General features: G+C 51.8%; 8 protein-coding genes. 4 read left to right on the forward strand and 4 right to left on the reverse strand.

The window, feature by feature from the left end:
• The first annotated feature begins 122 nt into the window (after window positions 1-122).
• Complete coding sequence (gene yrbL / locus HEM79_RS04425) at window positions 123-755, forward strand: PhoP regulatory network protein YrbL (protein ID WP_000620403.1); 633 nt, start codon at window positions 123-125, stop codon at window positions 753-755.
• Here yrbL and mtgA read toward each other — a convergent pair.
• From mtgA to HEM79_RS04445, 4 genes are all read right to left on the reverse strand, one after another.
• On the reverse strand, window positions 752-1,480 hold the full coding sequence (gene mtgA, locus HEM79_RS04430) for a monofunctional biosynthetic peptidoglycan transglycosylase (protein ID WP_176242882.1): 729 nt from the start codon (window positions 1,478-1,480) through the stop codon (window positions 752-754). The genes yrbL and mtgA overlap by 4 nt on opposite strands.
• A complete protein-coding gene (gene elbB, locus HEM79_RS04435) occupies window positions 1,477-2,130 on the reverse strand; it encodes an isoprenoid biosynthesis glyoxalase ElbB (protein WP_176242883.1) in 654 nt (217 codons plus the stop codon). Before elbB ends, mtgA begins: the two co-directional genes overlap by 4 nt.
• 229 nt (window positions 2,131-2,359) lie before the next feature.
• Window positions 2,360-4,696 carry an aerobic respiration two-component sensor histidine kinase ArcB gene (gene arcB / locus HEM79_RS04440; protein WP_176242884.1) on the reverse strand — a complete coding sequence of 779 codons (2,337 nt, stop codon included), beginning with the start codon at window positions 4,694-4,696 and terminating at the stop codon, window positions 2,360-2,362.
• A gap of 95 nt (window positions 4,697-4,791) precedes the next feature.
• Window positions 4,792-5,721, reverse strand: a complete 930-nt coding sequence (locus HEM79_RS04445; protein WP_176242885.1) for a TIGR01212 family radical SAM protein — start codon at window positions 5,719-5,721, stop codon at window positions 4,792-4,794.
• A 675-nt stretch (window positions 5,722-6,396) separates the two neighbouring features.
• On the opposite strand from HEM79_RS04445, the gene gltB reads away from it, so the two are divergent.
• The 3 genes from gltB to HEM79_RS04460 all read left to right on the forward strand — a co-directional run bounded on the left by gltB (window position 6,397) and on the right by HEM79_RS04460 (window position 13,507).
• Window positions 6,397-10,857 (forward strand): glutamate synthase large subunit, encoded by a 4,461-nt coding sequence (gene gltB, locus HEM79_RS04450; protein ID WP_176242887.1) that lies wholly within the window; start codon window positions 6,397-6,399, stop codon window positions 10,855-10,857.
• A 12-nt stretch (window positions 10,858-10,869) separates the two neighbouring features.
• On the forward strand, window positions 10,870-12,288 hold the full coding sequence (gene gltD / locus HEM79_RS04455) for a glutamate synthase subunit GltD (RefSeq protein WP_176242886.1): 1,419 nt from the start codon (window positions 10,870-10,872) through the stop codon (window positions 12,286-12,288).
• A gap of 451 nt (window positions 12,289-12,739) precedes the next feature.
• A complete protein-coding gene (locus HEM79_RS04460; protein WP_176242854.1) occupies window positions 12,740-13,507 on the forward strand; it encodes a DUF1120 domain-containing protein in 768 nt (255 codons plus the stop codon).
• The last annotated feature ends 115 nt before the right edge of the window (window positions 13,508-13,622 follow it).

The raw sequence follows: 13,622 nt of genomic DNA on the forward strand, positions 1-13,622 counted from the left end.
ACATTTTGTGCTCTTTTCTGTGCGTACAAAACCTTAAGAAAACCTTAAAAAGCCTTGTTTAGGTTTTGTTTAAGTTAAGCCCTCATACTGGAGACTGTCAGAAAATATTTCCAGGAGATGGCATGATTCGCTTATCTGAACAAAGTCCCCTGGGCACCGGAAGACATCGGAAATGTTACGCGCATCCGGAAGATGCCCAACGCTGTATCAAGATTGTCTATCACCGTGGCGACGGTGGTGATAAAGAGATCCGCCGTGAGTTAAAGTACTATGCGCATCTTGGACGTCGGTTAAAAGACTGGAGCGGTATTCCACGCTATCACGGTACGGTTGAGACTGATTGCGGGACCGGTTATGTCTACGATGTCATTGCCGATTTTGATGGCAAACCGTCTATTACATTGACCGAATTTGCTGAACAATGCCGTTACGAAGAAGATATCGCGCAACTGCGCCAGTTACTGAAACAGCTGAAGCGTTATTTGCAGGATAACCGCATCGTGACAATGTCGCTGAAGCCGCAGAATATTCTTTGTCACCGCATCAGCGAGTCAGAAATTATTCCCGTCGTCTGTGACAACATTGGTGAAAGCACGTGGATTCCGTTAGCGACCTGGTCGAAGTGGTGTTGTTTACGTAAACAAGAGCGGTTGTGGCAACGTTTTATCGCTCAACCCGCGTTATCGGTTGCCCTGAAGAAAGACGCACAACTCAGTGAGAACAAGAAACTCTCCCTCACCTCGCGCGAAGCTTAATACAACTGATGTTGCCGCATAAAAGATTCACCGCCCAACTGATGCATCTGCCGTAAAATCCACGCCTGACGGCTACGCACGTAGCCTGAGGGTGCGGAAGCTTTAAAGCGTAGTGGGTTCGGAAGTACCGCTGCCAGTAAGGCAGCCTCCGACTGAGTGAGTTTGCTCGCGGGTTTATGGAAATAGCGTTGCGCTGCGGCTTCAACACCAAACACACCATCGCCAAATTCGGCAATATTCAGATAAACCGTCAGGATGCGTTTTTTGCTCCAGACCGTTTCTATCCCCAATGTCAGACCTGCTTCCAGCCCTTTACGTATCCAGCTACGCCCATCCCATAAAAAGAGGTTTTTGGCTGTCTGCTGGGAAAGCGTTGATGCGCCGCGAATACGATTTTCATTGCGCTCGTTGTGCGCCAGAGCTTTCTCAATGGAAGCGACATCAAAGCCCCAGTGCTCAGGGAATTTCTGATCTTCTGCGGCAATCACCGCCAGTCCCATCCACGGCGATATTTGATCCATACTGACCCAGTCAGAATGCGCCACGTAACGAAAATTGCCATGCAGCCAGGCACTGACCTGTCGCTCGACCATTACCGCTGAGAACGGGACGGGCACTATGCTAAACAACGCGATGCCCCCGCCCCATAAAACGGCGAGGACAACCACTAACCGCAGAAGAAAACGACGAACGAAACCGAACGCCGTTAAGCGGCTTTTACTCATTCAGCCAGAACCAGCACGCGAGAAACCAGCTTATCAATGCCGTTCGCCGCTTCCGCAATGTTCTGTGCCAACATATAAGCCGGTGTAGTGACAATCTTATTGTCTTCATCAACAACGATATCATCGACCGGACATGGCACATGCTCCGCGCCCATCGCTTCCAGCACTTCTGCGGTATCGATATCAGTACCGATGGTCAAACGCAGCGGGAAATCGAAAATTTTCGGCAGCATCGCCGGGGCAATACACATAAAACCAAGCGGTTTACCGGCCTGATGCATCGCTTGCGCCAACGCCTTTAATTCACGATCAACGGTGCATTCACTGCCAAGGCTGGCAAAATTGCTTAAATTCTTCGCCGCGCCAAAGCCACCAGGCACAATCAACGCATCCAGTTCGCCGGCATTGGCCTGAGCCAGAGGACGGATCTCACCACGCGCAATACGCGCGGCTTCAATCAGCACATTGCGCGATTCCGTCATCGCCTCGCCGGTTAAATGGTTGATGACATCAACCTGCTGCTTATCCGGTGCAAAGCAGACTGCCTGCGCACCGCTGCGTGAAATAGCTAACAACGTCAACACAGCTTCATGAATTTCAGAACCGTCATAGACGCCGCACCCGCTCAGAACTACGCCAATTTTCTTCATTGTGATCATCCTTTCGCAACTGACTGAAACACATTAATCTTTTTAATAAAAATGCTACGCATCACACATTTAACTGATTCATGTAACAAATCATTTAAGATTTGCTATCTTAACTGCGTGCGGCCTGAAAAACAGTGCTGTGCCCTTGTAACTCATCATAATAATTTACGGCGCAGCCAAGATTTCCCTGGTGTTGGCGCAGTATTCGCGCACCCCGGTCTAGCCGGGGTCATTTTTTAGCAGCTTTCGCAACCCACGCTTTCAGTACTTCTACGTCGTGACGCCACTCTTCTTTCATCTCTTCAATCCATTCACCTACGTTATCTTCCCACGCAGGAAGGTCGGGAGACTGAATTTGCTGACCCAGCTGTTGTAGATGGCGTAACCCCACTGAACCCGCCGCGCCTTTAATTTTATGCCCTTCCTCGACGATGCCTTTTTTATCCTGCGCCGTCAGGTTCGACTCCAGTACACTCACATAGCCCGGCATCATTTTCTCAAACACCGCCAGTCCATCGGTAATCAACTTTGGCCCTACAAGTTCGAGATACTGTTCCAGCATGGGAATATCGAGTAATGCTTCAGATTTGCTGTTCTCTTCTGTCGTCACCGTGCTCTCCTCATCATCCTGGGTATCCCAGAATTTCTTGATCATCGCGGTTAGCGCCGGTACGGAAAGCGGCTTACTCAGCACATCATCCATTCCAGCATTGAGGTACTCTTGTTTATCTTTCAGCACATTGGCGGTTAAAGCCACCAGCGGCGGTAAATCTTCGCGCGGATAACGCTTCGTCAGTTCACGAGAGATATCCAGCCCGGTCATATCTGGCAACTGAATATCCAGCAACACCAGGTCGTATTCTCCCGGCTTAAACATCTCCAGCGCCGCCTTGCCGGTCATTGCTACATCAACGCTGTTACCCAATTTTTCCAGCACAGAACGCGCGACAATAACGTTCAGTTCAATGTCTTCCACCAGCAGCACATTCAGCGCCGGTAAAGGCATATCATCTTCGTCAAACGCGTCATCGACCTCTTCTGCCACCGACGGTGCGTGGATCGTCAACCTAAAGGTTGAACCTTTGCCCTGTTCGCTGGTAACAGTAATATCGCCGCCCATATTTTTCGCCAGCCGACGAGAAACCGCCAGACCAATACCGGTGCCGGTGGCAGGTTTACCGCCATGACTGTCTTTCACCTGATAATACATGGCAAAAATTTTATCCAGCTCATCCTGCGGAATACCGATGCCGGAGTCTTCCACTTCAAAATGCAGCATGTCGCCTTCATCGTAGCGCACGCGCACGGTAACCTGCCCTTGCTGGGTGAATTTGACGGCGTTACTGATGAGATTCCACAGGATCTGCCGTAAACGCGTACCGTCGGTAATGACCTGATGCGGTAATGGTAGCGTCGGTTCCAGAATAAAACGCAGCCCTTTTTGTTGCGCCTGCAATGCGGAGAGATTTTCCAGATCGGCAAGGAAACTGGTGAAATCAACCGGCTGGTTATCAAGCTGAACTTTACGCCGCTCCATCTTATCCATGTCGATAATATCGTTAAAAATATTCCCCAAAGTGACGGCGGAAACATGGATGGTTTTGAGATATTTTTCCTGCTCAGCAGTGAGTTCCGTATCCAGCAGAATGCGGCTTAAACCAACGATACCGTTCAGCGGTGTACGCAATTCGTGACTGATGGTGGAGATAAAAGTCGTTTTGTCGCGGCTGGCACGTTCGAGCGCATCCTGATACCGCTTACGCTCGGTAATGTCACGACCAAACCCCATCAAACCGTGGCGTTTACCCACGCGGTCGTAGTACGGCACTTTACGGATTTCAAAGCAGGCTTTGCGTCCGTCGGGATAATCCAGCCACTGCTCATAGGTCAGTGACACATTATGACGGAACACTTTTTCATCGGTCTCAATGACTTTCGCGGCGGCTTCCGGTGAGTAAACATCAGCAGGTTTCAGATGAACCAGTTGTTTTTCGCTCTTCCCGGTTAGCAATTCCATTGCGCGGTTACAGCCGGAAAACTCTTTATCTTCGTTACGGTAAAAAACCAGGTCTGGAGAGGCGTCAAGGAAGGAACGTAAGAAAGAGGATTGCTGTTCGAGCTGAATTTGTGTCTCTTCACGCTCTTTGATTTCAATTTTCAGCTGACCGAAGGTTTCCTGCAATTCAGCTTCCGCTTTTTCACGAACGGCAATTTCCTGATTAAGCTGGGTAATATTGTCTTTTAACTGAACGTTGAGGCTCAGATCGCGCTCACGCATCTCCTCCAGTTTTTGCACCAGCCGTGACAGACGTTGTCGTGACTCCTCCAGTTGCTCGACGACCACCGAAAGAAAGTAGACCGCCCACGGCGTAATCAGCAGACCAAAGAAGATAGAACGAATAACATCAATGCTTTCGACCTGACCATGCAGCACCATGGTCACCGCCATTTGTACCACAATGGCGAGAACGACAAGGGCCAGCGCCAGCAACATTGAGAAGCGCACCAGACCTAACTTCATCATCAGGTCAACATAATACTGCGCCAGCAGACGAATTTGCTTCATTAGGGAATTCCTTCACGACAACCTGCCCCAATAATACCCAATTCTGACAGTTACGTTATAAATTGTGTGAGAAATGCGGAATTCCCCTCAATGGCCTACGCCGTTGGAGGTAGCCACGGACGTCCCAGCGCCGATCCCTGTACGCCATGTTCATTGAGATAGCGATCCAGCTCGACCATTCCCGTCCAGCGATTTTCACACCACAGCGGAGCAAGCAACGTCGGGCGACGGGCGCTGGCGGAAATTCGGTGGTAGATAACCTCCGGTGGCGTATGGCGAATCATCTCCCCGGCGGTTAGCGTGTAATCCTCCAGTTCAATGCCATTCAAACGCCCCGCTTCCCAGGCTTTCGCCATAATACTGCCTTTCACGATATGCAGGGGATGAAGCTTTATGCCGTCCACGCCGGTTTCAACCACTCGCTCCAGCGTTTGCAAACATTCAGCCCGCCCTTCGCCAGGCAGGCCAACAATTAAATGAGAACACACCTTCAGTCCACGCTGACGCGCCAGCTGGGTCGTGCGCTGATAGCAGGCAAAATCATGTCCGCGATTGATGCGATGCAGCGTTTTGTCATGCGCGGTTTGCAGCCCCAGCTCCAGCCACACTTCGTAGCCCTGGTCTTTATATTCACAAAGCAGATCCAGCACCGCATCCGGCACGCAGTCCGGGCGTGTACCAACACACAAACCGACAATATTGGCCTGGCTCACCGCCTGTTGATACATGGAACGCAGCACCTGAACTTCCGCAAAGGTGCTGGTATACGCCTGAAAGTAGGCCAGATAGCGTTTCGCACGGTTAACCAGATTCGCCTGATGCGCCAGTTGTTCAGCAATGGAACGGTGTTGCTGCGCTTCGTCGGCAAACGAAGCAACATTACAGAATGTGCATCCGCCGCGTCCGATGGTTCCGTCACGATTCGGGCAGCTAAAACCGCCATGCAGCGTCAGTTTATGCACCTTTTGCCCGTAACGACGGGTAAGATCCCCACCAAACATATTGACTAATTTCTGTAACTGCATAATCTGATAGACCGCGCCTTGAAAAGAGGCCAAAGCCTGCCATTTTTAGCTCAATTCGGCGATGACCTGGATCAATCGTCCCGGCCTGCTTATATCAACTGCATAATAAATCACAATTATTGAAATTTAATGCAATAGCACATAAATTACTTTTGCTTATCTTGCGTCGGATTTTTTTATCCGCTAATGGATTTTAAACAAAAACAGTAGCATGAAATGCCTTTTCATCTTAAGGCAGTATAAAACACTGCTTCAAACGTCAATTCAAGGCAGGATAAGGGTTAACACGCCGCTATAGTAGTCAGGCACTCAACGTTTTCCTTTTTCCCCTCCCATTAATAAAGAATAACAAATTCAGTTTAAATTCAATGAATTAACAAAGAATTTTGCGCTAAAGCACATTTCCAGACCAATAAGCTTGCCATTTGACCTGTATCAGCTTTCCCGATAAGTTGGAAATCCGCTGGAAGCTTTCTGGATGAGCAGCCTGCTCATCATATTTATGCAGTAATTGAGATCCCCTCTTCACCGTATTAACCGATGCGAAAAGGACAAAAAAGGGGGCGAATGCGAGGTAAGCGTATGAAACGCAAACCCCGTCGCCATGCTCTTTCTGTGCCCGTGCGCAGCGGTTCGGTAGTGGGGTTCCCGCAGAGCCTGGGGGAGGTTCACGATATGTTGTACGATAAATCCCTTGAGAGGGATAACTGTGGTTTCGGCCTGATCGCCCACATAGAAGGCGAACCTAGCCACAAGGTAGTGCGTACTGCAATACACGCACTGGCCCGTATGCAGCACCGTGGCGCGATTCTCGCTGATGGTAAAACCGGTGACGGTTGCGGTCTGCTGTTACAAAAACCGGATCGCTTTTTTCGTATCGTTGCGCAGGAGCGCGGCTGGCGTTTAGCGAAAAACTACGCCGTCGGGATGATCTTCCTGAATAAAGATCCTGAACTCGCCGCCGCCGCACGCCGCATCGTTGAAGAAGAGCTACAACGCGAAACCTTGTCGATTGTCGGCTGGCGTGATGTCCCTACCAACGAAGGTGTACTGGGTGAAATCGCCCTCTCCTCGCTGCCGCGCATTGAGCAAATTTTTGTGAACGCCCCGGCAGGCTGGCGTCCGCGCGATATGGAGCGCCGTCTGTTTATCGCCCGTCGCCGCATTGAAAAACGTCTCGAAGCCGATAAAGACTTCTACGTCTGTAGCCTGTCGAATCTGGTCAACATCTATAAAGGTCTGTGTATGCCGGCGGATTTGCCGCGCTTTTACCTGGATCTTGCTGATCTGCGTCTGGAATCAGCTATCTGTCTGTTCCATCAACGCTTCTCCACCAACACCGTGCCGCGCTGGCCGCTGGCGCAGCCGTTCCGCTATCTGGCGCACAACGGCGAAATCAACACTATCACCGGTAACCGTCAGTGGGCGCGCGCCCGTACTTATAAATTCCAGACGCCGCTGATCCCGGATTTGCACGACGCCGCACCGTTCGTCAACGAAACTGGCTCTGACTCCAGTTCGATGGATAACATGCTGGAACTGCTGCTGGCGGGCGGGATGGATATCATCCGCGCCATGCGTCTGTTAGTGCCACCCGCCTGGCAGAACAACCCGGATATGGATCCGGAACTGCGCGCGTTCTTCGATTTTAACTCCATGCATATGGAGCCGTGGGATGGCCCGGCGGGCATCGTGATGTCTGACGGTCGTTTTGCCGCCTGTAATCTCGACCGTAACGGTCTGCGTCCGGCGCGCTACGTCATCACCAAAGATAAACTCATCACCTGCGCCTCTGAAGTGGGCATCTGGGATTATCAGCCTGATGAAGTGGTCGAAAAAGGCCGCGTGGGGCCGGGCGAACTGATGGTGATCGATACCCGCAGTGGGCGTATTCTGCACTCGGCAGAAACCGATGATGACCTGAAAAGCCGCCATCCATATAAAGAGTGGATGGAGAAAAACGTCCGTCGTCTGGTGCCATTTGAAGACTTGCCCGATGAAGAAGTGGGTAGCCGCGAACTGGACGACGACACGCTTGCCAGTTACCAGAAGCAGTTTAACTACAGCGCGGAAGAACTGGACTCTGTGATCCGTGTGCTGGGTGAAAACGGCCAGGAAGCCGTCGGTTCGATGGGCGACGACACCCCATTCGCCGTACTCTCCAGCCAGCCGCGCATTATTTACGACTACTTCCGCCAGCAGTTTGCTCAGGTGACTAACCCGCCAATCGACCCGCTGCGTGAAGCGCATGTTATGTCGCTCGCCACCAGCATTGGTCGTGAAATGAACGTCTTCTGTGAAGCAGAGGGCCAGGCGCACCGTTTAAGCTTTAAATCGCCGATTCTGCTCTACTCCGATTTCAAACAGCTCACGACGATGAAAGAGGAGCACTACCGCGCAGATACGCTGGATATCACCTTTGACGTCACTAAAACCACGCTCGAAGCGACAGTCAAAGAGCTGTGCGACAAAGCCGAAAAAATGGTGCGTAGCGGCACCGTGTTGCTGGTGCTCTCCGACCGGAATATCGCTAAAGATCGCCTGCCGGTTCCGGCTCCGATGGCGGTTGGCGCGATCCAGACCCGTCTGGTCGATCAAAGCCTGCGTTGCGACGCCAACATCATCGTCGAAACCGCCAGCGCCCGCGATCCGCACCACTTCGCCGTGTTGCTGGGCTTCGGCGCGACGGCTATTTATCCGTACCTTGCCTATGAAACGCTGGGTCGCCTGGTTGACACCCACGCGATTGCCAAAAATTATCGTACCGTGATGCTCAACTACCGTAACGGCATCAACAAAGGCTTGTACAAAATCATGTCCAAGATGGGCATCTCCACTATCGCCTCTTACCGCTGCTCGAAACTGTTTGAGGCGGTCGGTCTGCACGATGATGTTGTGAGCCTGTGCTTCCAGGGCGCGGTCAGCCGCATTGGCGGGGCAGGCTTCGAAGACTTCCAGCAGGATCTGCTGAATCTGTCAAAACGAGCCTGGCTGGCGCGTAAGCCCATCAGCCAGGGTGGCCTGCTGAAATATGTGCACGGCGGCGAATACCACGCCTACAACCCAGACGTGGTGCGCACGCTACAACAGGCGGTACAGAGCGGCGAGTACAGCGACTATCAGGAATACGCGAAGCTGGTTAACGAGCGTCCTGCTACCACGCTGCGCGATCTGCTGGCGATTACTCCAGGTGATGAAGCGGTCAACATTGCTGATGTTGAACCGGCAAGCGAACTGTTTAAACGCTTCGATACCGCCGCAATGTCTATCGGCGCATTAAGCCCGGAAGCGCACGAGGCGCTGGCGGAAGCGATGAACAGCATTGGCGGCAATTCCAACTCCGGTGAGGGTGGTGAAGATCCGGCGCGCTACGGCACCAACAAAGTCTCGCGCATTAAACAGGTCGCTTCCGGTCGCTTCGGCGTCACTCCGGCGTATCTGGTCAATGCCGACGTGATTCAGATTAAAGTCGCCCAGGGCGCGAAGCCGGGCGAAGGCGGTCAGTTGCCGGGCGATAAAGTCACTCCTTACATCGCCAAACTGCGCTATTCCGTGCCGGGCGTAACGTTGATCTCCCCGCCACCGCACCACGATATCTACTCTATCGAGGATTTAGCGCAGCTGATTTTCGACCTGAAACAGGTTAACCCGAAAGCGATGATCTCCGTGAAGCTGGTGTCCGAACCGGGCGTTGGCACCATCGCGACTGGCGTGGCAAAAGCTTATGCCGATTTAATCACCATCGCAGGCTATGACGGCGGCACCGGCGCAAGTCCGCTTTCATCGGTGAAATACGCAGGCTGCCCGTGGGAGCTGGGGCTTGTTGAAACCCAACAGGCGCTGGTTGCCAACGGCTTGCGTCATAAGATCCGTTTGCAGGTTGATGGCGGCCTGAAAACCGGCGTCGATATCATCAAAGCGGCCATCCTCGGCGCGGAAAGTTTCGGCTTCGGCACTGGCCCAATGGTCGCGCTCGGCTGTAAATATCTGCGTATTTGCCATCTGAACAACTGCGCGACAGGCGTGGCAACTCAGGACGAAAAACTGCGTAAAAATCACTACCACGGCCTGCCGTTCAAGGTGACGAATTACTTTGAATTCATCGCCCGTGAAACCCGCGAGCTGATGGCACAGCTGGGCGTGACGCGTCTGGTGGATCTGATTGGTCGCACCGACCTGCTGAAAGAGCTGGACGGTTTCACCGCTAAACAGCAAAAACTGGCGCTATCGAAGCTGCTGGAGACTGCCGAGCCGCATCCTGGTAAGGCGCTCTACTGCACCGAAAACAACCCGCCGTTTGATAACGGCCTGCTGAATGCGCAGTTGCTGCAACAGGCGAAACCGTTTGTCGATGAGCGCCAGAGCAAAACCTTCTGGTTCGATATTCGTAACACCGACCGTTCTGTCGGCGCATCGCTTTCAGGTTATATCGCCCAGATGCACGGCGATCAGGGACTGGCTGCCGATCCGATTAAAGCGTACTTCAACGGTACCGCAGGCCAGAGTTTCGGCGTGTGGAACGCGGGCGGCGTGGAGCTGTATCTGACGGGTGATGCCAACGACTATGTCGGTAAAGGCATGGCGGGCGGCTTAATCGCCATTCGTCCTCCGGTTGGCTCGGCCTTCCGCAGCCATGAGGCGAGCATTATCGGCAACACTTGCCTGTATGGCGCGACCGGCGGTCGTCTGTATGCCGCAGGCCGCGCGGGTGAACGTTTTGGCGTGCGTAACTCCGGTGCGATTACCGTGGTAGAAGGTATTGGCGACAACGGCTGTGAATATATGACGGGCGGTATCGTCTGTATTCTGGGTAAAACTGGCGTTAACTTCGGCGCGGGCATGACCGGCGGCTTCGCTTACGTTCTCGACGAAAGTGGTGATTTCCGCAAACGCGTTAACCCGGAACTGGTGGAGGTCTTAAGCGTGGACTCTCTGGCGATCCATGAAGAGCATCTGCGTGGTCTTATCACCGAGCATGTGCAGCATACTGGTTCCCAGCGTGGCGAAGAAATTCTGGCTAACTGGTCAACCTTCGCCACTAAATTCGCGCTGGTTAAACCGAAGTCCAGTGATGTAAAAGCACTGCTGGGTCACCGTAGTCGTAGCGCAGCAGAGTTGCGCGTGCAGGCGCAGTAAGGGGTAGCAACAATGAGTCAGAATGTTTATCAATTTATCGACCTGCAGCGCGTTGATCCGCCAAAGAAACCGCTGAAGATCCGCAAAATTGAGTTTGTTGAAATTTATGAGCCGTTTTCCGAAGGCCAGGCCAAAGCGCAGGCTGACCGCTGCCTGTCATGCGGCAACCCATACTGCGAATGGAAATGCCCGGTACACAACTACATCCCGAACTGGCTGAAACTCGCCAACGAGGGGCGTATTTTTGAAGCGGCAGAACTGTCGCATCAAACCAATACCCTGCCGGAAGTGTGCGGGCGTGTCTGCCCACAGGATCGTCTGTGCGAAGGTTCCTGTACCCTGAACGATGAGTTTGGCGCGGTGACCATCGGTAATATTGAGCGTTATATCAATGATAAAGCGTTCGAAATGGGCTGGCGCCCGGATATGTCCGGCGTGAAGCAGACCGATAAAAAAGTGGCGATTATCGGCGCTGGTCCGGCGGGTCTGGCGTGTGCGGATGTCCTGACGCGCAACGGTGTCAAAGCTGTCGTCTTCGACCGTCACCCGGAAATCGGCGGCCTGCTGACTTTCGGCATTCCAGCTTTCAAGCTGGAAAAAGAGGTAATGACGCGCCGCCGTGAAATCTTCACCGGCATGGGTATTGAATTCAGACTCAATACCGAAGTGGGTCGTGACGTACAGCTTGACGATCTACTGAAAGATTACGATGCCGTGTTCCTCGGCGTCGGAACCTATCAATCAATGCGCGGCGGGCTGGAAAACGAAGACGCCGATGGTGTGTACGCGGCGCTGCCGTTCCTCATCGCCAACACCAAACAGTTGATGGGATTTGGCGAAACCCACGACGAACCGTTCGTCAGCATGGAAGGCAAGCGCGTGGTGGTGCTTGGCGGTGGCGATACCGCGATGGACTGCGTGCGCACTTCCGTGCGCCAGGGTGCTAAGCAAGTTATCTGTGCCTATCGTCGTGATGAAGAGAACATGCCGGGTTCCCGCCGCGAAGTGAAAAACGCGCGGGAAGAAGGCGTTGAGTTCAAATTCAACGTCCAGCCACTGGGTATTGAAGTTAATGGCAACGGTAAAGTCAGCGGCGTGAAAATGGTGCGCACCGAAATGGGCGAACCGGACGCTAAAGGCCGTCGCCGCGCGGAGATCGTGGCAGGGTCAGAACATATTGTTCCGGCAGATGCGGTGATCATGGCGTTTGGTTTCCGCCCACACAGCATGGAATGGCTGGCAGAACACAGCGTCGAGTTGGATTCTCAAGGGCGTATCATTGCCCCGGAAGGTAACGAAAACGCTTTCCAAACCAGCAATCCGAAAATCTTTGCCGGTGGTGACATCGTGCGTGGTTCGGATCTGGTGGTGACCGCCATCGCCGAAGGTCGTAAAGCGGCTGACGGGATCATGAACTGGCTGGAAGTTTAATCCCCTAATTTTCTACTAACGTGTTGTAGTTCGCCAGGCTCTGTCTGGCGAATCTTGCCCATTAACACCCTTAGTATTTCTGCGCTATTCGCTGCTCTCCCTCTTTTTTGCTGAAGTAGTACCAGGATAGCGACTTAAACATATAAAAAAAATAAATATAATCATGCAATATATTCATTATATTTATTTTTATATTTTCCTATTTTTCCCGTTAGTTATATTTATGACATGAATATTGAAGATTACTTTTCACCATAAAAAAAATACATTGATCACAATACAACCACATTAATATTCATATGTAGAATGTGATTTTTTTATTAATTATTTCCAGATGCGCAATTTATTTACAATCATAAACAACCGGGTACACTTATCCGGTTTTTGTTCTTTAAATATTGAAGAACAAATTAAATCACTCATTAAGAATCCTCACCAAGGAAGTGTTCACATGCTTTTCAAAAAGTCTCTTACTACTGCCGCTATTTGTGCGGCTCTTGCTGTTACGTCATTTAATGTAATGGCAGCTGATACCACCGTAACCTCAGATGCCACCTTAACGGTTGTCGGAGAATTTAACCCAGGTGCATGTACCCCTGAATTCACCGGTGGCGGCATCATTGACTACGGCAAACACCCAAACATGGCGCTGAATCCGACCGGTGTCACTAACACCCTCGTTCAGTTAGGCCGTAAAACCACCACACTGACCATCAAATGTACAGCACCAACGCTGTTTGCTATCACCAGCTTCGATAACCGCCTGGACTCCCGCTTACCGTTGAGCGGCACCGCATATATTGCCAAAGCTTTTGGTAAACAAATGGATATGGCAAATACCAGTAACGGTTTTGGTCTTGGTCTCGCACCTAACGGGCAAAAAATTGGTTCATTCACTATTGGTATTGACACCATGGCGGGCGCTGCCACTGCCAGCGATGATACAGGCGATCTGACCGTCGATGTTATTCAGACCGGTGACTTTACTCCTGCAGTCCCAACCTGGATTAAGAGTGATACTGGCTCCATCATTTCGACTAACGGTGCAAAAAACCGTGCCTATTCTGTGGCGAAAACGGGTGAGTTAACGCCTGTTGCGATCACTATGGCCCAGTTCCCACTGCTGATTGACGCCGCTGTACAGGATAATACCGTTCTGGGTACGACTGAAGTGATTAAACTGGACGGTAACGTGACTCTGCAGGTGCTGTACCTCTAATCGTTAGCGATTCATTTTAGCGTTATTAAAAACAGCAGCATCGGTATTTTGCCGGTCTGCTGTTATTTATCACTTTCTCAGTCAGAAAGTAATAAAGATAAAAGGAATAACCCGA

The organism is Escherichia sp. 93.0816, assembly GCF_013368855.2.
Classification (GTDB): Bacteria; Pseudomonadota; Gammaproteobacteria; order Enterobacterales; family Enterobacteriaceae; genus Escherichia; species Escherichia ruysiae.